Origin of the sequence: Dyella monticola (assembly GCF_003363155.1) — a bacterium.
GTDB classification, from domain to species: Bacteria; Pseudomonadota; Gammaproteobacteria; order Xanthomonadales; family Rhodanobacteraceae; genus Dyella_B; species Dyella_B monticola.
In genome coordinates this window covers 186,064-206,807 of the sequence record NZ_QRBE01000001.1, presented here as the reverse complement: position 1 = coordinate 206,807, position 20,744 = coordinate 186,064, and the positions used below count along the sequence as shown (strand labels likewise).

The following is a 20,744-nucleotide window of genomic DNA, read 5'->3' as shown; positions in this document are numbered from 1 at the left end:
AAACTACTGGCCCCGGTGTTCATCGGATGATCAGCCGGCACATTGCCGCGCAGCTTAAAGACTTGCCGACAACGGCGGATGCAACGCCTTCGTATAGCGTTGCAGCAACTCACCCACGCGTTGCACGTACACCTGCGTTTCCGCGTACGGGGGTACGCCGTTATAGCGCTGCACGGCCGCGGGCCCGGCGTTGTACGCCGCAGCCGCCAGGCGGACGTTTCCGTTGAAGTTCCTCATCAACAGGGCAAGGTAGCGCGCGCCACCACGAATGTTCTGCGTTGGGTCGAAGGCATCCAGCACGCCCATGTTGTTGGCCGTGCCCGGCATCAACTGCATAAGGCCCTGTGCACCCTTGAGCGACATGGCGCGCGGATTGAACGCGCTTTCGGCGTGGATGATGGCGCGGATAAAGGCCTCGTCGACACCCGATTCAAGGCTCGCCTGATGGATCACGTCCTTGTACGCATCCAGGTTCAGCGCAACCGTGCCCCAGTTGATATTCGAATGCAGATTGCACGCCATGCACGTGGCGATGTAGCTGAAAAGCCGCGTGACATTGTCCGCGCGCCCCCCGGCTGGCGGGATATTGGTGTACTCCACGCTGCCGTCGTGATGAACGACCCGGTAGACCGCGCCGCGCAGTACACGGTCGCTCGGTGAGTCCTGCACGTCGCCAGCGGCCAGCGCCGACGGCCCGGCATTGCGCGACTCGTTGTAGGTCCACTGCCCGGGCTTGCCGGAAAAAGGCGATGGCGGCACATGCGCGGTGGTTTCCACGCCGGCTGTCACACGCGCGAGCGATATCACGATGGGTGCGATCGGCGTGGCCGTGGTGTCCGCCCATCCGCTGACCCAGGCCAGCGACGTCATGGCTTTCGACGTCACCCGCTTGCGCCCGGCTTGCGGCACGGGCGCCGAATAGGACGCCAGTTGCTGGCAATGCTGGTAACCCACCTGGGTGCCTGTGAACACCACCTCGCCCTGCGTGCCCGTGCAACGGTAAAGCGCACCCGCGCTCGCCGGCCGTGCCGCCAGCAACAGGGCGCATCCCAGCACCACCAGCAAAAGGGCGGAAAGAAACGAGGGGAGGCGCGTTGCCGAAGGGCCGTTGCCTCCCCTTTGGCGTACGGCAGCGAACATGGCGGCCAGTTTGCCCCCACCTGCCGCTGTCGCCAAGCCTGAGGCGGCAATTCCGTGCACCAGAACATACCTCTTGTCCTTGCGGCCCCTGACCGTCGGGTCCAGGAGATCAAAGAACATTGTCGGTCAGTGGGAGGACGAACGTCCCAGCCGCTCGATCAGCGCCTGCGTCAACGGCTTCAAGAAAAACCGACCTTCCGGCATGACCTGTGGCGTCACGCCATGCGCGCGCAGCGCATCGCCCACCACCGGCCCGATCGCCGCCACCAGCGTGCACGCCAGCGCCTGCTGCAAGCGACCGGCGCCGATCAGACGAGACAGCCGCTCCACCTGCTGCAGGCTGGTAAACGCTATGGCATCGATGCGTCCCTGCTGCATCGCCTCGATCAACCCCAACGCTTCGGCATCAGCGGCAGCATCGGCGTATACATAAGGCCACACGGGCAGCGCCTGTGCGCCAGCGCAAGCGAGAGCATCCATCAACGGCGCATTGGGCTCGCTGCCGTACAGTTGCACGCCAACGCAATGCCCCTTCAGATCCAGCGTCTGCAGCAACGCGACCACACCGGGTGTCGTGGCGGGGTCGGCGATCAACGCGGGTTTCAAGCCGAGTTCGCGCAACACGCGTCCGGGCTTCGGGCCCCGCGCGATGATGCGCACACTGGCAAGCTGCTTGACGAACGGTTCATGCAGATCGGGGGCGTGATGTTCGATCAGGCTGAGCAAGCGATGCAGGCCTTCGCCCGTAAATAGCAACAAATCGTCGCAGCCGCCTGTGCAGAACATGCGCAGCCATGCGAGCACGGGAACGGGGTCAGGCGCATCGCGAATATCAATCAGCGGACAACGCAGCACGACAGCTCCGCGGCGTTCAAGCAGTGTCGCGAACAGATCCAGCTCGCGCGACTCGGGGATCGCGATCCGGCGTCCCTGCAATGGGCGACCGGAATCCAAATCAGTCATGGATGGCTCCAAACCACGGCTGAGCCATGGCAGCCACTTCGCCAATGATCAACAATGCCGGCGACTGAACACCGCGTTCCTTCGCGCGCCGTGGCAACTCGTGCAGCACGCCGCGTAACACGCGCTGCTGCGGTAGTGTTCCATGCTCCACGATGGCGAACGGCGTATCGGCTCGCCGACCATGTCCGAGCAAACCGCGCATGAGTTCATCGAGCTTTGCCACGCTCATATAGACGGCCAACGTCTGGTGATCCTGTGCCAGCGCAGGCCAGTCCATCCCATCGAGCGACTCCTTGCAGTGACCGGTAAGCAGATGCACTGAGCGCGCCCGTTCGCGATGCGTCAGCGGGATACCCGCATACGCGGCGCACGCTAGCGCGGCAGTGATGCCGGGAACGATCTCGCATGAAATACCATGTTCGCGCAGAAATTCCATTTCCTCGCCACCGCGACCGAAGACGAACGGATCACCGCCTTTCAGGCGCACGACGCGGCGTCCGGCCCGCGCCTGTTCGAGCAACACCCGATGAATCAGTTCCTGCGGCGTATGGCGCCCGCCGCAACGCTTGCCGACGTCGATACGCTCCGCATCGCGGCGAGCCAACGCAAGCACGGCATCGCTGACCAACGAGTCATGCACGATCACATCGGCCTGGTTGAGTGCGCGCAACGCACGCAGGGTCAGCAGACCGGGATCGCCAGGACCTGCACCCACCAGCATCACGGCGCCACTGGACGACACCGCCTCGTTCGCGCCCAATGCATCCAGCAAAGCCCGTTCGGCATCATCCGGGCGGTCGCTGCGCAGCAGCGTCATGACTGATCCGTCATACAGTCTGTCGTAAAACGCGCGACGCTCTGCGAGATTTGGCCAGCGCTGCGCGATGCGTGACCGATACCGTTGAACGAGCGCCGTGAGCGGTCCCAGCGCGTGGTCGAGTTCGCTTTCCAGCGTTTCGCGCACGCGCCGCGCAATGACCGGCGCCGCGCCACCAGTGGAAATGGCAACAGTCAGCGGTGCGCGGTCTACCACCGCTGGAACCTGAAAGCGCGACAGCGCCGGATCGTCCACCACGTTTGCGAAAATACGACGCTCTTTCGCGAACGCCGCCACCTGGGCGTTGAGCGTGCGATCGCCGGTCGCGGCGATAACCAGCCACACATCATCCAGCCAGGCGGACCGGAAGGTGTCGCCAACATGCTGGATTTCCCCCTCTTCCACCTGGCGTGCCAGCGTGGCGGTGAGGAGCAGCGCGCCCACGCGCACCTGTGCGCCGGCGGCGAGCAGCGCGGTGACCTTGCGTTCGGCGACATGGCCACCGCCCACCACCAACACGGGCAGCGCAGTCAGGTCAGCGAACAGTGGATACAGGTCAGGCATCGGCCTGGCCCTGCACTTGCGCAATCAACTGCCGCAACTCCGGCACGCATGAGCCGCAGTTACCGCCGGCACGCAAATGCGCCGTGATCTGCGCAGGCGTTTCAAGGCCGTGCGCGCGAATCGCCTCGCAAAGAGTGTCGCGGCCGACACCAAAGCAGGAACACACCGTCGGACCGGTTGCAACGCCCGGTTCCGCCGGCTCGCCGATCAGCAAGGCCATGCGATCGGCTTCCTCCAACTGATCGCGCACGAACAGGCTGGCCAGCCAATGCCGCGACGGCAAATCCGCTCGCGATGAAAGAAACATACACGACTCGATACGGCCTTCGATCACATACGCCGCGCGGTACACGCCCGTGCTGCGATCCTCATATTCCAGCCAATCGGCCGCATCCGGATCGCTCACGCCAAGCCACGTACGCGCCCACGCACCGCATTCCGGAGGTCGTTCACGATGAGCCAATTCATAGCGCCGAAAACAATCACCCTGGATGGATGTCCAATAACTCAAACCCTCCGGCGCCAGTGCACGTCGACTCAGTGCGAAGCCGTACCAACGCACGGGAAACGGCTCAACCTGTACCGGTGTGTGCTTGAACTCCGGTTCGCCGGAAATGGGATCGACCACCGGATTGACCAAACTTCCCACGCGCGCATCGGAGGCAAATTGCCCACTCCAGTGAATCGGTACGAAGACGTTGCCCGCAAGCACACCACCACTTTGCTTTACCCGCGCCACCATCGCCCCCCAACGCGACTGCACCCGTGCCAGCTCGCCTTCGCGCACACCACAGCGCAACGCGTCATGGGGATGCATGTCGATAAACGGCTCAGCAATATGCCCGGTCAGACGCGGCGCCTTGCCGGTACGAGTCATGCTATGCCACTGGTCGCGCACGCGGCCCGTGTTGAGGATGAGCGGGTAGTGGCGATCCGCAGCATGCGCTGGCATGCGGGCAGGCGTCGGCACAAAGCGCGCGCGGCCATCTACATGCGAGAAGCGACCATCGGCAAAGAGGCGAGCAACTCCCTCGCCGTCCGACGTAACCGGCCATTGCACAGGTGACAGTGACGCGTAGGCCTGACGATCCACATGTGCCAAGCCTTGCAGATTCAATAACCGCCGCGTCGCAGGCAATCCATCGGCCTGTACGTCGTGATTGCGAAATGCCGTGAGCCGCGCGTGCTCGACAAACACCGCATGCACGTCTTCGAATTGGAAGCCCTGGGTAAAGCCAAGGCGTCTGGCGACTTCGCATACGATGTGCCAATCGGCTCGCGCTTCACCCGGCGCGGGCAGAAAGGCGCGCTGACGCGAGATACATCGCGCTGAATTGGTAACCGTGCCGTCCTTCTCACCCCAGCCTAGCGCAGGTAGCAACACGTGCGCGAAAGCGTTGGTATCGGTATGCGTGACGATGTCGGAACTCACCACGCATTCGCAACGCGCCAATGCCCTCTTCACCTGATCGGCATCGGGCAGGCTCACTACCGGGTTGGTGGCCATTATCCACAGCGCCTTGACCCTTCCCTCTTCAATCGCGCGGAACAAATCCACCGCTTTCAACCCAACCCGTTCGGCCATGCACGGCGACTGCCAGAACGATTGCACGATCTGGCGATGCATGGGGTTATCCAATTCCATGTGTGCGGCCAGCATGTTCGCCAGTCCGCCCACCTCGCGCCCGCCCATCGCATTGGGCTGTCCGGTCAGCGAGAACGGCCCCATACCCGGCTTGCCGATGCGCCCGGTCAGTAAATGGCAATTGATGATGGCGTTGACCTTGTCCGTTCCACTGGATGATTGGTTTACACCCTGCGAAAACAGCGAGACGGTACGTTCGCACCGCGCGAACCAGGCGTAGAACGCCAGCAGATCGACAAGCTTTACGCCGCAAATGCGCGCCACCTCGGCGGGATCACCCGCATCCGTCTGCGCCGCCGCCAACGCCGCTTCGAAACCTTGTGTATGCGTATCCACGAAGTGCGTGTCCATGGCACCGTGCTGGAACAAAAAGGCCACAAGCCCGTTGAACAGCCACACGTCCGTACCGGGTTTGATCGGCAGATGCAGATCGGCCGACTCACACGTGGCCGTATGACGCGGATCGATCACGACCACGCGCGGTGGCGCGCTGCGTTCCTTCGCCTTGGCGATACGTTGATAAACAATGGGATGACACCAGGCGGTATTCGAGCCGACCAGCACGATCAACTCGGCGAGTTCCAGATCGTCGTAACAGCCCGGAACGATGTCTTCACCGAACGCACGCTTGTGCCCTGCCACGGCGGATGACATGCACAGCCGCGAATTGGTGTCGATATTAGCCGTGCCGATGTAACCCTTCGCCAATTTGTTGACGACGTAGTAGTCCTCCGTAAGCAACTGTCCGGAAACATAGAACGCTACTGCATCCGGACCATGCTGCTCGATCACTTTGCCAAAGCCTTTGGCGACACGATCGAGCGCATCGTTCCAGCTCGTACGCCGCAAGCTGCCACCGGACGTACGCAGCAGCGGGTGCAGTAGCCGGCCGCGCAGATCGACCGTTTCTGCCAAGGCCGAACCCTTGACGCATAGACGCCCATGATTCGCCGGATGCCGGGCGTCGCCCTCCACCTGCACGGCGCCGCTGGCATCGATGCGCGCCAGCAGGCCACAACCCACACCGCAATAGGGACACGTCGTGGCGACATTCATCGCGCGCCCCCTGTTTGCTGGCAGTAATGCTTGCCAAACAGCAGGCGCTCGCGAATCGGCGAAATATCCGTACCGTTTTCGATCAACTCGAAGTACCAGCCACCATCATGCACATCGCCATACAGCACGGTGCCGACAACTTGGTTATCCTTGAGCACCAATCGCTTGTAGATGCCGCGACGAAGATCGCGGAGCACCAGATCCTCCGTGCCGGCGCCCCCCATGAAATCGCCAGCCGAATAAAGATCGATGCCGGTCACCTTCAGCTTGGTGGCCGTGCGGGTGAAGCGATAGCGACGATGTCCCACGCGCGCCAAATGCGAGGCGCAGACACGCGCCTGCTCCCACACCGGTGCCACCAGGCCAAAGGTCAGGCGGCGATGCTGCACGCATTCGCCGACCGCGTAGATGTGCGGGTCGTATGTCTGCAGGGTGTCGTCGACCACAATGCCGCGCTCGCAGTGCAGTCCGCAGGATTTCGCCAGTGCGACGTCCGGACGCACACCCACTGCCATCACCACCAGATCGGCCTTGATGCGACTGCCGTCGGCGAGCACGATACCTTCCACCCGCTCACGGCCGTACAGCTCCGACGTCTGGGCATTTAGCAGCACGTTCAAGCCGCGCCCCTTCAAATTGTGCCAGAGCAATCGCGATGCGTCGGCATTGAGTTGTTGCTCCATCAGCACGTCAGTACGATGCAGCAAGGTCACCTGCATGCCACGACGCAAAAGACCATTGGCGGCTTCGATGCCAAGCAGGCCTCCGCCGATCACTGCCGCATGCGGGTAGTTATCGGCGGCTTGCACCATCTGCTCTACATCGTCGACGCTGCGGAAGCCGATCACACCGGGAAGATCGCTGCCGGGCAGCGGCAAGATAAACGGTTGCGAGCCAGTGGCGATCAGCAAGCGATCGTAGGGCACGTCCACACCCTTGCGCGATCGCACACGCCGACGCCTCCGATCGATCGCCACGACAGGGTCGCCGGCATGCAAGGTGATGCCGTGCTCGGCATACCACTGCGGCGTGTTGAGCATGATCTGGTCGGCGCTCTTTTCACCACTCAACAGCATCGAAAGCATGATGCGGCTGTAATTGCCGTAAGGCTCCGCACCCAACACGGTGACGTCGTACAAGTCAGGTGCCAGTTGCAGCAATTCCTCCACCGTACGCATGCCGGCCATGCCGTTACCGATCACGACCAGGCTGGGTCGCGCACTCATTGCAGCGGTGGCCCTAGCAGAATGCACTCATCCTGCAGCTTGACCTGCCAGGCCCGCACGGAATGTTCAGGCGCTTGCAGACATTCGCCCGTGCGCAGATCGAAATGTTGCTTGTAGAGTGGCGATGCAACGACGAGGCGCCCACCCACCGTGCCGATGAGGCCACGCGACAGCACCGATGCGTTCGCATTCGGATCGTAATTGTCGAGCGCATACACCTCACGCTCACCCACGCGAAAGATCGCCACCTGCCCCTCGTCGATCAACGCGCACACGCCGGTGTTGGGCACGATGTCCTTCAACTCGCATACCAGAATCCAGCCTTGCGCGGTCACGGTATCCTCCATCGCTTACTCCGTCGTCACCCGTATCGGTATGGGTCGCACGCGTTTTTCGTCCAGCGTGGCCGGTCGTATTTGGCCGCGCTCGGGCACGAACATCACGTTGCTGTCGGGCGCATGGCTGTTGACGAAGTGCTGAAAGCGTTTGCGCGTGTGCGGATCGGTGACCGCCTTCTTCCACTCGCATTCATAGGTATTTACGACGTGCTGCATCTGCGCCTCCAGCTCCGCGGCAAGGCCCAAGCGATCATGGATGACGACGTCCTTGAGGTAATCCAGACCACCCTCCAGGTTGTCGCGCCACACGCTGGTGCGCTGCAGACGATCAGCAGTGCGGATGTAGAACATCAGGAAGCGATCGATGTAGCGGATGAGCGTGGGCGCATCCAGATCCACCGCCAGCAGCTCGGCGTGGCGCGGCTTCATGCCGCCGTTGCCGCATACGTACAGGTTCCAACCTTTATCGGTGGCGATCACACCGACGTCCTTGCCTTGCGCTTCCGCGCACTCGCGCGTGCAACCGGACACACCGAACTTCAGCTTATGCGGTGCGCGCAGGCCCTTGTAGCGATTCTCCAGATCGATCGCCAGGCCGACCGAATCCTGTACGCCATAGCGGCACCAGGTGGACCCCACACAGGATTTCACCGTGCGCACCGCTTTGCCGTAGGCATGGCCCGATTCAAACCCGGCAGCCATCAGCTCTTCCCAGATCAGCGGCAGTTGCTCCAGGCGTGCGCCGAACATATCCACGCGTTGACCGCCGGTGATCTTGGTATACAGACCGTATTTCTTCGCGACGGCGCCCACGGCCATCAAGCCATCCGGCGTCACCTCGCCGCCGGCCATGCGCGGCACGACAGAGTAGGTGCCGTCTTTCTGAATGTTGGCGAGGAAGTAATCGTTGGAATCCTGCAGCGATGCGTGCTCCTTCTGCAGCACGAATTCATTCCAGTGCGACGCGAGGATGCTGGCCACGGTCGGTTTGCAGATATCGCAGCCCAGCCCCTTCCCGTGGCGCGCGATGAGCTCTTCAAAGTGCCTGACGCGTTCGACGCTCACCAGGTGATAAAGCTCCTGGCGCGAATACGCGAAGTGCTCGCACAGGTGATTGTTCACCGCCAAGCCTTGCCGCTTCATGTGCGCTTTCATCACCTGCGTGATCAATGGCACGCAACCACCGCACGTCGTGCCAGCCTTGGTCATACTCTTGAGCGCGCCAATGGACGTGGCACCCGCGGCCACCGCGTCGCACAACTGACCATTGGATACGTTGTTGCATGAACAGATCTGCGCGGACGCTTGCAGCGCATCCACGCCAAGGCTCGGTTTGGCTTTGCCGTCGGCGGACGGCAGGATCAGGAACTCCGGTTCGTCCGGTAGTTCAATATCGTTGAGCAACATCTGCAGCAGCGTGCCGTATTCGCTGGCGTCGCCGATGAGCACGCCGCCCAACAGATGTTTGCCGTCTTCGGATACCACCAGTTTCTTGTAGATTTGCCTGCGCTCGTCACTGAATTGATAGCTGCGCGCACCCGGCGTGGCGCCGTGCGCATCACCAATGCTGGCCACGTCCACACCCATCAGCTTCAACTTGGTGGACATGTCGGCGCCGGCAAATTCCGGCAGTTGCAGTGCTGCCTTGCGTTCCAGCAGCGCGCTCAGATGGGCCGCCACGACGCGTGCCATATCGTAACCGGGCGCGACCAGACCAAACGTCTTGCCACCCCAATACGCGCATTCGCCGATCGCATAGACGTCCCAATCGCGCGTGCGGCAGTAGTTGTCCACGTGGATGCCACCGCGCTCGCCCACACCGAGCTCGCACTGGCGCGCCAGTTCGTCGCGCGGGCGAATGCCGGCGGAGAACACGATCATGTCCACATCCAGATGGCTGCCGTCCGCGAAGCTCATGCGATGGCACGTGGCGTGGCCATCGACGATGGCCTTGGTGCTCTTGCCGGTATGCACGGTCACGCCTAGCGCTTCGATCCTTCGCCGCAGCATCGAGCCGCCGATGTCGTCGACCTGCACAGCCATCAATCGCGGCGCAAATTCCACGACGTGTGTTTCCAGCCCCAGATCGCGCAGTGCCTTGGCGCATTCCAAGCCAAGCAAGCCGCCGCCCACCACGACGCCAACTTTGGAGCGGGCTCCCCACGCCTGGATGGCAAGCAGATCATCGATGGTGCGATAGACAAAGCAACCAGGACGCTCGTTACCTGGAATCGGCGGCACGAATGGTTTGGAGCCGGTGGCAAGCACCAGCTTGTCATAGGCGATGACTTCGCCGGCCACGGTGGTCACACGCTTGTGCTGGCGATCGATGTGCGCAGCCTGCGTGGCAAGACGCAGATGCAAACCTGGCCGTTCGAAAAAGCCGGGCGTGACGAGCGAAAGGTCGGCGGCGCTCTTTGTGCTGAAGAAATCGGATAAGTGCACGCGATCATAGGCAGGCCGGCTCTCCTCGCACAACACGGTAATGTCCAGGCCACGCGGCTGGCGCTCCTGCAGTGCTTCGAGCAGTTTGTGCCCGACCATGCCGTTGCCGATGATGAGCAGTTTCATTGTCATCGCTCTCACTCCCCCCTCATGCAGCCGGCTGTGGAGCCGCCTGGTTTTGGCCGATTGCTTCGCGATAAAGCTGTTCTTCGCGCGCCGTGTGCTCCGCACTGAACCGCACCGCCAGCGCACACAAGGAGCCAACGATCACGAAACCGCCGAGCAGCGCGAAGGTGTGTGGCACCGAGCCGGTGCCCTTGAGCAGAAATCCCGCCATCACCGCGCCGACATTGCCGCCCGCGCCAACGATGCCTGCCACACCACCCAGTGCCGTGCGATCGATGAACGGCACCAGCGCATACGTGGCGCCGCACGCCATATGGGTGAATACGCCGAACGCGAGCATGGCGACGATGGCAACGCTGGCCGTCTGCGTGCCGGAAAACCACAGCAAACCCATCCCTTCGCCGAGCAGCAACGCACTCAGCAACCCACCGCGTGCCGCCAGCCCGCGTCGAAACGCAAGTCGATCCGACGCGATGCCGCCCAACGCGCGCGCAAACAGCGCCAGCACGCCGAAGCTTCCGGCCGCCAATCCCGCGTGCCCGAGATCCATGCCGAAACGATCGACGTAATAGCTGGCCGCCACACCGTGGACGAACAACTCGATGCCAAAACTACCCGCGTAAGTGATGAACAGCATCCACACGCGGTAATTGCCGATTGCCGCACGTACGACTTGCCAGCCACCCGCGTTGCCAGCCTTAGGCAAAAAGCCCTGTGCACGCAGTTCGGAATAATTGCCCTGTGGACAATCCTGCGCGTAGCGCCAATACAAACGCGCAACTATCAGCATCAGCGCGCCAGGCACGAACATCGCCGCACGCCAGCCCAAAACCTGCGGCGCGCCCAATGCAACCGCTGCTGCAAGCACCCATGGCATCGCCGATTGCGCGATGCCGCCACCCGCATTGCCCCACCCCGCGACGGTCGCGTTGGCGGTGCCCACCACGTTCGGCGCGAACATCACCGACGTGTGGTATTGCGTGATGACGAAACCCGCACCCGCGATGCCGATGGCAAGTCGGAACCACAGGAACGATGCATAGCTATGCGCAAAAGCGATACCGAACACCGGCATGGCACCGATCACCAGCAGCCACGTATACGTGCGTCTGGGCCCGAAACGGTCGCACAGCGGCCCTACGAGCAGGCGCCCGAACACGGTCACCGCCACGGCGGCAATGCTGATGTTGGCGAGTTGATCGTTGCTCAGATGAAGTTCGCCCTTGATCAGCGGCATCAGCGGTGCCACCGCAAACCAGGCGAAGAAGCAGGCGAAAAACGCCAGCCAGCTCAAATGAAACGCACGCATCTGTGGCGTTCGCAGCCCGCCCAGTTCGATCCGCGTAGCTGTGCTCGACATGCCCTAACCCCGCGCTGAAGACGTGCCCTGCATGGCGGCCCGTCCGTCGCCCAAAGAGGCTAATCGGCAGGCCTTGTTATGTGATGCGGTGCATCATTTGTGCCACGGGCAAAAAGCCATGCCCAACAAGAGCTTGGCAATGAAGAAGCCTCATTGAGCATGTGTCAGCGCACCAGCGGGGGGCTAAGTAAGCGGGGTTTGCACCGCTGCAGTGCAGCACATTGATGCATCGCGATCACGCGTGGGGGAAATGGCTCGGCACCCTGGCTCAGCGCACCCAACCCGCTGCCGGCGCGTAGCCGTCCCCTTCGACCCCGACGCAAGTGCTTGATCCGGCTACACCCGTCAGTGGCGGCCGACTCTCCTGGCTAGTAAAATGCGCGGTTCGGCGCACGCGGCGCGCCACCTTTCGATTTCCACGGTACCCCACGCCATGAGCGGCAAGCTTTTCATCAAGACCCACGGCTGCCAGATGAACGAGTACGACTCGGCCAAAATGGCGGACGTGCTGAAGGCATCGCATGGTCTGGAGTTGACGCAGGACGAGTCAGAAGCGGACGTGATCCTGGTGAACACCTGCTCGATTCGCGAAAAGGCGCAGGAAAAAGTCTTCAGCCAACTCGGCCGGTGGAAGGAATACAAACAGGGCGGCAAGCCGGTGCTGATCGGCGTGGGCGGCTGCGTGGCGTCGCAGGAAGGCGAGGCGATCATCAAGCGCGCGCCGTACGTGGATCTGGTCTTTGGCCCGCAAACGCTGCATCGCCTGCCCGAGCTGATCGAGGCCAAGCGCGCCACCGGCAAGCCGCAGGTGGATATCAGCTTTCCCGAGATCGAAAAATTCGACCGCCTGCCCGAACCTCGCGCCGAGGGCCCGACAGCTTTCGTCTCGATCATGGAAGGCTGCTCCAAGTACTGCTCCTATTGCGTGGTGCCGTACACGCGCGGCGAGGAAATCAGCCGTCCATTCGACGATGTGATCGTGGAAGTGGCGCAGCTCGCCGAGCAAGGCGTGCGCGAAATCATTCTGCTGGGCCAGAACGTCAACGCGTATCGCGGGCCCACGCATGATGGCGGCACGGCGGACTTGGCCGTTTTGATCCACGCCATCGCGCAGATCGAGAGCATCGGTCGCATCCGCTTTACCACCTCCCACCCGCTGGAATTTTCCGACTCGCTGGTGGAGGCCTACGCCAACGTACCCAAGCTCGCCAACTTCCTGCATCTGCCGGTGCAGGCCGGTTCCGATCGCATCCTGACGGCGATGAAGCGCGGCTACACCGCGCTGGAGTTCAAGCAAAAGATCCGCAAGCTGCGCGCGGTGCGTCCGGATATCTGCATCTCCTCCGATTTCATCGTGGGTTTCCCCGGCGAGACGGATGCGGATTTCGAAAAGACCATGAAGTTGATCGACGACGTCGGCTTTGACCAGAGCTTCTCCTTCATCTTTTCCTCGCGCCCCGGCACGCCGGCTGCAAATCTTGCCGACGACACGCCGACTGCGGTGAAAAGCGAGCGTCTGGCACGCCTGCAGGCCGTCCTCAATGAGAACGCCCGCAAGATCAACGATGCCATGCTCGGCACCACGCAGCGCGTGCTGGTGGAAAAGCCCAGCAAGAAGAACCCCAACGAACTCACCGGCCGCACCGAAAACATGCGTTACGTGAACTTCCCGGGGCCATCGCGGCTGATCGGTCAATTCGTGGATGTGATCATTACCGAAGCGATGACCAATTCATTGCGCGGGCGTGTGGCAAGCATGGACAGTGAAGCGGCGTGATTGGCCGTTACCGCATTGGTATCACGAGCTTGCGCAAGGCCTGCATCCCTAGTCGCCGTTCCTGCGAAAGTGGCAACGACGACAAAGGGAAATGCCGTAGCAGGTACACCCCTCAATGAGCGCTTCGGCAACGTCGGCTGACCTATTGATCCGGGAAATCCGCGCTGATGAATTCCATCGTCTGTGGCCCCTCTTTCAAGCAGTCATCGCTCCAGGCGACACCTACAGCTACCCGCCCGACCTCACGATGGAACAGGCCTGCGAGTGGTGGACCACGCCACCTTCCCGCTGCTTTATCGCAGAAAGCAATGGCGAGATACTTGGTTGCTACATGCTGCGCCCCAATCAACCGGGGTTAGGTGATCACGTGGCCAACGCAGGCTATATGGTGTCGCCCGCAGCACGCGGGCAAGGCATCGCCGGCATCCTGTGCGAGCATTCCCTGCAACAGGCACGCGAGGCCGGCTTCACCGCCATGCAGTTCAACTTCGTGGTATCCACCAATAATTCCGCGGTGCGTGTGTGGCAGCGCCACGGTTTCACCATCGTCGGACAGGTGCCGGGAGCGTTTCGCCACGCGACACTGGGGCCCACCGACATTTACGTGATGCATCGTTACCTATGAACAATGGTTTGAACCAACGCGATTTTGCGCTCGATCCGGAAGACAACGCCCGGCTCGCCAACCTGTGCGGGCCGTTCGACGAACACCTGCGGCAGGTGGAGTTGCGCCTGGGCGTGGAGATCGATCACCGCGGCAATCTGTTTCAGGTGATCGGTGAAGAAGCCGCCGCGCGCGCCAGCGAAAAAGTGCTGCGTGCGCTTTACGCGGCCACCGAAAACGAATCGCTCACCGGCGCAAAGATCAACCTGCACCTGGGTGAATCGGGCATCGACGCCATCACCGAAGAAGCAGCCGAAAGCGCGCAAGAAGTGATGATCAAGGTCAAGCGCGGCGTGATCAAGGGCCGCGGACCGAATCAGGCGCGCTACCTGCATGCGATCACCACCCACGACATCAACTTCGGCGTTGGCCCTGCCGGCACCGGCAAAACCTATCTTGCCGTCGCCAGTGCGGTAGAAGCGCTGGAAGCCAACCGCGTGCAGCGCATTTTGCTGGTACGCCCGGCGGTGGAAGCAGGCGAAAAGCTGGGCTTTCTACCTGGCGATCTGTCGCAAAAAGTCGATCCGTATTTGCGCCCGCTGTACGACGCGCTGTACGAGATGCTCGGCTTCGAGAAAGTCGCCAAGCTGATCGAACGCAACGTGATCGAGATTGCACCACTTGCGTATATGCGCGGCCGCACGCTCAACGATTCGTATGTGATCCTGGATGAAGCGCAGAACACCACCGTCGAGCAGATGAAGATGTTCCTCACGCGCATCGGCTTTGGCTCGGTGGCGGTGATCACCGGCGATGTGAGCCAGATCGACCTGCCCCGCCACGTGCGTTCCGGTCTACGTCACGCGGTCGAAGTGTTGCGCGGCGTGGATGGCATCAGCTTCACCTTCTTCACCTCGCGCGACGTGGTGCGCCATCCTCTGGTGGCCAAAATCGTGCGCGCCTACGAGGCGTTCGAGGAAGCTGGGAACGAGGACCCGCAAGCGGGCAGCGCGAACAAGCCAGGACGCGGGAGCTGAGCGCATGACCGAGTCCCTGGCGACCGTACATCTGAGCTATGGCCACTCCCGCGCCGGCCTGCCCGCGCCCGTGAGCTTCCGCCGCTGGGTGAATGCCGCGCTGGCCGGTGCACGCCACCGCCGGCCAGCGGAGCTATCGATACGCATCGTAGGCACGCGTGAAGGCCGTACGCTCAACCGCACCTATCGCGGGAAGGATTACGCCACCAACGTGCTCTCCTTCCCCACCGAGCTGCCACCGGGCATGCGCCTGCCGCTGCTTGGCGACATCGCCATCTGCGCGCCGGTGGTGCGCCGCGAAGCCTCCGAGCAGGGCAAGGAGGCCACCCATCATTGGGCCCACCTTACCGTGCACGGCGTGCTGCACCTGCTGGGCTACGACCACATCGTCGAAGCCGAGGCCGTGCGGATGGAGGTGCTGGAGACGCGCATCCTCAAGGGTTTGGGCATTGCCGATCCCTATCAGGCTTGACCCATAGCTCGTCGCCCCGGCGAAAGTCGGGGCCCAGTGACGTTCCGCTGTAAGCCGCTGGGTTCGCCCGGGACGACGGGCATTCGCAGCCGCGGCTTCCGTAGCGCGATTTCGTGCGGCAGCCCACTTTCCCTAAGCTCTGAATTGTCACGGTTTTTCCGCTAAACTGATTTTCCCGCCCACCGTGGGCTGTCTTTTCAAGAGTAATGAACGAGGACCCTGGCAGTACCAGCGGCCCGGTCCACCGAAAATGGTGGGATCGACTGGGCCATCTGTTTTCCGGCGAACCACGCAACCGCGAAGAACTGATCGACGAGTTGCGAACCGCCCAGGCCAATGGCCTGCTTAGCGCAGACACCCTTCCCATGCTGGAAGGCGCGCTGCGAGTCACCGAGCTCAACGTCGACGACGTGATGGTGCCCCGCGTACAGATCGTGATGATCGACGTGGATTCGCCGCTCCCGGACATCCTTGCCGCCGTGGTCGAATCGGGCCATTCCCGCTTCCCCGTGCACGGCGAAGACAAGGACGACATCCTGGGCATCCTGCTCGCCAAGGACCTGCTCAAGTACGTCGGCGACGGCAGCGGTTTCGACGTGCGCGCGATCTTGCGGCCCGCCGTGCTGATTCCCGAATCGATGCGCCTGAACGTGCTGCTGGCCGAATTTCGTCGCAGCCGCAATCACATGGCCTTGGTAGTGGACGAATACGGCGGCGTTGCCGGCCTCGTCACCATCGAGGACGTGCTGGAGGAAATCGTCGGCGAAATCGATGACGAACACGATGACGAGGAAGACCTCAACCTCGTGCGCGCCCAGGCCGACGGCGAGTGGATCGTCGACGCCCTCACGCCCATTGCCGACTTCAACGAAGAGATCGGCGCCGCCTTCTCCGACGAAGAATTCGACACCGTCGGCGGTATGGCTACTGCGGAGTTCGGCCACCTGCCCGAAGTCGGCGAAATCATCGCCATCGGCCACTTCGAGTTCCGCGTGACGCAGGCGGATGATCGTCGCGTGCAGCAATTTCGCGTAGTGCGGCAGTAGCACAACCATGAAATTCGAATAGCAATGCGCAATTAGGCTGCGTTTACCCCGCATAGTGGACCTGCGGCGAAGACAGTTGCGGCAGTTAGCAATTACGGTGAGGTGGAAAAATGAGTCGAGCACGAAACGCGCTTAAAGCCCTCCGACGTGAAGGATTGCCAGCTCTTATTGATCGTCTAGTGTTAGCAAAAGTACGCAAATACTTTGCTTTACAAGCTGCCCGCAAGGACGGCGCCACATTGAAATCCAATGTAGGCCCCTCACGGGGACTATTTCTCGATTGCGGCTCAAATCTTGGACAGGGCTTCTCAACTTTCAAGCAATTTTTTCCACCTGATAAATTCGATTATATCCTTATCGAACCAAATCCCCACTGCGAAGTCACGTTAAGGCAGATAATGTCTGTGGATAATAGCCATATTGAACTGATAATGGCCGCCGCGGCAACTGAAGAAGGCACCTGTCAACTCTTCGGACTTGTCGAAGATCAACGCGGCAACAAATCCGATGGCGCATCCATTTTGAAAGACCATAACAGCGCTTTTTACGCGCCAAATGTCGAACAGGCAATTACCGTCCCTAAATTTTCACTAGCGAACCTAATTCTCGCTAAAGCTCGCCAATATGCTGTCATCGTCATGAAACTTGATGTGGAAGGAGCAGAGTACGAGATATTGCCGGACCTTATGGAAAAGGGAGCGGCGGATTGCTTGAGCGCGATATACGTCGAATTTCATTCTCAGTACATGGTCGAGCCCAACAGACAAAAATATAAGAATATGGAAATTGAAATTACGAAGCACTATCGATCTCAAAAAATACCTCTCCGACTCTGGATCTAACTTCTTAAGCCAGATAATGAGTGACAGATGTCGCGAATTATACGACCATGCTCAAGCGACCATGAATCAGACCAGACGCACTATTCTTTTTTTTCTCCTTGTGCTGCTATGTAGCGCTGCGACTTCTACCATGGCGGGTGTCGCCGATACTGCAGGAGAGAATCTGGAGATATCCCTCATCACCTACGGTCCCGGCGATATCTATTGGGAACGCTTCGGCCACGACGCCATCGAACTGCGCGACACCGCCAGCGGCGAAGAAGTCAACTTCAATTACGGCGTCTTCAACTTCGACGAAAAAAACTTCATCTTCAACTTCGCCCGCGGCCGGATGCATTACCTCATCGATGCCGAGCCCACCACTGATGAAGAAAATTTCTACGTCCAAGCCGGCCGCTCCATCACCAAGCAGCGCTTAGCGCTCACCCCGCAACAGGCTGCCGCATTGCGCGATTTCCTGTTCTGGAACCTGCGCCCGGAAAACGCCGTCTACAACTATGACTACTACGTCGACAACTGCACCACTCGCGTGCGCGATGCACTCGATCGCGCGCTAGGTGGCGTCATTAAGGCACAGCTCACAAAGCTCCCCGGCGGCATGACCTACCGCCAACAAACCATCCGCTTAATGAGTGCACAGCCTTGGCTGATGCTGATCCTCGACCTCGGCCTGGGACCCTACGCCGATCAACCGCTCAACGCCTGGCAGGAAAGCTTCCTGCCCGATGAGCTGCAGAAAAATATCAGCGGCATCACCCTTTCCGATGGTCATGGCGGCACCCAGCCACTCGTGCAAAACGAAACCCTGCTCTCGCCCAATCGGCTCTCCGTACCACCCGTCACACCACCGGATTTGCGCATCCCGCTCGGCATCGCCGGCCTGGTGTTCGCAGCCTTGCTCATTGCAGCACGACGCTACGCGCCACTCGTCTATGCATTACTCGGCAGCCTGTTCCTGCTGCTGGCAGGCCTCGCCGGCGTGGCGATGCTGATGCTCTGGACGCTCACGACTCATCACTCTGCATGGGCCAACGCCAACCTGCTGCTCTTCAACCCGCTTGCGTTCTTGCTACTGCGCTCGGTTTGGCGTTCGCGTCATGTCGCTCCCACGCGCCTGAGCAACATCGTTCTGCTACTGCAGCTGATAGCCATACTGATCGCACTGCTCATGCATGTATTGCCTGGTGTCACACAACAGACCCAACCGTGGATACTGTTCGCGTTACCTTGCTGGTTGGCGCTGGCGTGGGCGTTACGGCAAACCGAGTCTATAAGTGCAGCATCACTTCCCTAGGCTGGCCTTTGCTGGATAAGGTTCTGCACTTATCTGCAACTGCGTAATGAGCACCGGCGCAAGGGATGCCGCAAAGGTGGCTGTCATATGTTGCGAATCTCGGAAAACAATGGTCCCATTCAACTCGGCGGCGCAAAGCTCGTTCGGGCAAATGTCGTCATTCATATCCAAAAGGTGCACGTTCTTGAGACCTTTTGAAGCCTCCTCAAGCGAGGTATAAACCGTATCAGCATGTTCATCCTTCGCTGATGAGGCACATGGCCTGCCGCGCAACAACCATCGTGGCAATGTGGATTGCCCTGCCAGACAATCCGGTCCGTCGAACGGTAGATGAGGCGTAGCGCGCAGCACGTAGACCGCGTCAGCCGCCTCGCTAAGCGGCTGGATGATGCGCCTGGAACTATTCGCCCATTGATTTTCGTCGACAGCAGAATTGACCACCGAACTCATCAAAACGACGTCCGGTCGCATCTGGACGATGCGTTGCACCACCGCTTTTCGCCATGTATCGCATTCTCTGTAAACACGCCCTATTCGCGCATAAAAAAAGGATTGATCCGCCATCGGACAAGAGGATTTGGTAAATACCACCAATCGCCAGTCGGGCCGATCGAACACCCTCCAGACAGCAGGAAACCACTGTCCCGCAATACTGTCGCCGAGAAGTACCGCCGTATGCGTCGCGTGGGCGTCGCCAAACACGCAAGGCCTGACTGTGGCGCTCCTGTACCAATCGTCACATCCCATCGCATAAATGACAGGCGCATCGCCATGCGAGGCCGCAATGCGCTGCTGCCCAGGACTGTGGCTGGCCGCAACGGCGCTCGCATACCAATGCAGCATCGTCACTGCGCTCAGGAGCATGACGGATAGAGCGGTATAAAACGCAAAGCGCTGATGGATCATCCACCAGCGTTGTTTGCGAATCGGTGACTCTACAAACCGATAGGAAACAATAGCCAGAATGAGGGAGGCCGCAATGCAAGCGATACGGCAGACAGGCGCATGGGAGCCAACCAATGCATAGCCCAACAAGAGCATTGGCCAATGCCACAAATACCAGGAATAAGAAATCCGGCCAATCGATTGCAGAGGCGAAACGGAAAGCAAGCGTTGCGCGCCGCCTGCCTGCCCAATGCTTCCCGTGGCAAGCACAAGCGCAGCCCCTGCTGTTGGAATCACAGCATAGAAACCTGGGTACGGCTTATTTGCGTTCAGCAGACACCCGGACCCCAGAATCATCAACAATCCAAGCCACCCGAGTGTGGCGCTTACTCCGGCGCTAGCGATCCGCGCAAACAGCCAGCCAGATCGTTCGCGAAATTCCAGCCACACGAGCGCTCCCATCGAAAATTGCCAAGCACGCAAAGGCATCATGTAAAACGCAAGCTGGGGATAGCCATAGGTAGCCACGATGCAAGCCGTCAAGCTGAGCACCGCCACCGCCAGCATCCATCCACGCAATCGCTCTAATCCCTCCCCGGCCGATTTACGCAAAACGACATAAATCAACACCGGCCAAACCAGGTAAAACTGCTCTTCCACGCCCAGCGACCAGGTATGGAGATAAATGTTGGTTTCTGTTCCGGGGGAAAAATAGTCCGCTTTCTGGAACGCGAAGTGCACATTGCTTAGCCAGGCCGTGGCACTCAGGCCAGACATCGCTTGGGATATTTGTGTATTGGGAACCAATACCAACGCCGCCAGAGCGCTGCACACCAGCAGCATGGCTATCAATGCCGGAAGCAACCTTCGCAGACGACGAATATAGAAGCTTGTAAAACTCAGGCTTCCGGTTTTCGTAAATTCCTGAATCAGCAGTCCCGTGATCAGGAAGCCAGATAGGACGAAAAACGCGTCGACCCCGACGAAGCCACCAGAAAAGCCAGGGACAGCCGCGTGAGCGCCGATAACCAGGAGAATGGCCAGCGCTCGAAGCCCTTCGATATCGCCTCGGTAGCCAAGGCGGTAGTCATCACATTGGACGCTCAT

General features: G+C 60.7%; 16 protein-coding genes. 7 read left to right on the top strand and 9 right to left on the bottom strand.

Annotated elements, in window-relative coordinates; translation table 11 throughout:
- Positions 1-54: 54 nt before the first annotated feature.
- The 8 genes from DWU98_RS00825 to DWU98_RS00790 form a co-directional block, all read right to left on the bottom strand.
- Entirely contained in the window at positions 55-1,200 is a 1,146-nt protein-coding gene (locus DWU98_RS00825; protein WP_230474606.1) for a lytic transglycosylase domain-containing protein, read from the bottom strand.
- A 66-nt stretch (positions 1,201-1,266) separates the two neighbouring features.
- On the bottom strand, positions 1,267-2,103 hold the full coding sequence (locus DWU98_RS00820) for a uroporphyrinogen-III synthase (protein ID WP_115493584.1): 837 nt from the start codon (positions 2,101-2,103) through the stop codon (positions 1,267-1,269).
- The gene (gene cysG / locus DWU98_RS00815) at positions 2,096-3,484 is read right to left on the bottom strand and encodes a siroheme synthase CysG (RefSeq protein ID WP_115493583.1); all 1,389 of its coding nucleotides are present in this window, start codon (positions 3,482-3,484) and stop codon (positions 2,096-2,098) included. The genes DWU98_RS00820 and cysG overlap by 8 nt, the downstream gene beginning before the upstream one ends.
- Positions 3,477-6,185: a nitrate reductase gene (locus DWU98_RS00810; RefSeq protein WP_115493582.1), complete on the bottom strand. Its 2,709-nt coding sequence runs from the start codon at positions 6,183-6,185 to the stop codon at positions 3,477-3,479. Before DWU98_RS00810 ends, cysG begins: the two co-directional genes overlap by 8 nt.
- Positions 6,182-7,411: an NAD(P)/FAD-dependent oxidoreductase gene (locus tag DWU98_RS00805; RefSeq protein WP_115493581.1), complete on the bottom strand. Its 1,230-nt coding sequence runs from the start codon at positions 7,409-7,411 to the stop codon at positions 6,182-6,184. The genes DWU98_RS00810 and DWU98_RS00805 overlap by 4 nt, the downstream gene beginning before the upstream one ends.
- A complete protein-coding gene (gene nirD / locus DWU98_RS00800) occupies positions 7,408-7,758 on the bottom strand; it encodes a nitrite reductase small subunit NirD (RefSeq protein ID WP_115493580.1) in 351 nt (116 codons plus the stop codon). The genes DWU98_RS00805 and nirD overlap by 4 nt, the downstream gene beginning before the upstream one ends.
- 3 nt (positions 7,759-7,761) lie before the next feature.
- Positions 7,762-10,326, bottom strand: a complete 2,565-nt coding sequence (gene nirB / locus DWU98_RS00795; RefSeq protein WP_329955393.1) for a nitrite reductase large subunit NirB — start codon at positions 10,324-10,326, stop codon at positions 7,762-7,764.
- A 16-nt stretch (positions 10,327-10,342) separates the two neighbouring features.
- Positions 10,343-11,680, bottom strand: a complete 1,338-nt coding sequence (locus tag DWU98_RS00790; RefSeq protein WP_115493578.1) for an MFS transporter — start codon at positions 11,678-11,680, stop codon at positions 10,343-10,345.
- Between the two features lie 433 nt (positions 11,681-12,113).
- Here DWU98_RS00790 and miaB point away from each other — a divergent pair, with 433 nt between their 5' ends.
- From miaB to DWU98_RS00755, 7 genes are all read left to right on the top strand, one after another.
- Positions 12,114-13,457, top strand: a complete 1,344-nt coding sequence (miaB, locus tag DWU98_RS00785; protein ID WP_115494119.1) for a tRNA (N6-isopentenyl adenosine(37)-C2)-methylthiotransferase MiaB — start codon at positions 12,114-12,116, stop codon at positions 13,455-13,457.
- 115 nt (positions 13,458-13,572) lie between these two features.
- Complete coding sequence (locus DWU98_RS00780) at positions 13,573-14,082, top strand: GNAT family N-acetyltransferase (RefSeq protein WP_115493577.1); 510 nt, start codon at positions 13,573-13,575, stop codon at positions 14,080-14,082.
- Positions 14,079-15,098, top strand: a complete 1,020-nt coding sequence (locus DWU98_RS00775) for a PhoH family protein (RefSeq protein ID WP_115493576.1) — start codon at positions 14,079-14,081, stop codon at positions 15,096-15,098. The genes DWU98_RS00780 and DWU98_RS00775 overlap by 4 nt, the downstream gene beginning before the upstream one ends.
- 4 nt (positions 15,099-15,102) lie before the next feature.
- Positions 15,103-15,570 (top strand): rRNA maturation RNase YbeY, encoded by a 468-nt coding sequence (gene ybeY, locus DWU98_RS00770; RefSeq protein WP_115493575.1) that lies wholly within the window; start codon positions 15,103-15,105, stop codon positions 15,568-15,570.
- Between the two features lie 206 nt (positions 15,571-15,776).
- A complete protein-coding gene (locus DWU98_RS00765; protein WP_115493574.1) occupies positions 15,777-16,616 on the top strand; it encodes a CorC family transporter in 840 nt (279 codons plus the stop codon).
- 110 nt (positions 16,617-16,726) lie between these two features.
- Positions 16,727-17,458, top strand: a complete 732-nt coding sequence (locus DWU98_RS00760) for an FkbM family methyltransferase (RefSeq protein WP_115493573.1) — start codon at positions 16,727-16,729, stop codon at positions 17,456-17,458.
- Positions 17,459-17,519: 61 nt separating this feature from the next.
- Positions 17,520-18,752, top strand: a complete 1,233-nt coding sequence (locus tag DWU98_RS00755; protein ID WP_115493572.1) for a lipoprotein N-acyltransferase Lnb domain-containing protein — start codon at positions 17,520-17,522, stop codon at positions 18,750-18,752.
- Here the strand turns inward: DWU98_RS00755 and DWU98_RS00750 are convergent.
- Positions 18,741-20,744 carry an acyltransferase family protein gene (locus DWU98_RS00750; RefSeq protein ID WP_115493571.1) on the bottom strand — a complete coding sequence of 668 codons (2,004 nt, stop codon included), beginning with the start codon at positions 20,742-20,744 and terminating at the stop codon, positions 18,741-18,743. The two genes, DWU98_RS00755 and DWU98_RS00750, sit on opposite strands and share 12 nt — an antisense overlap.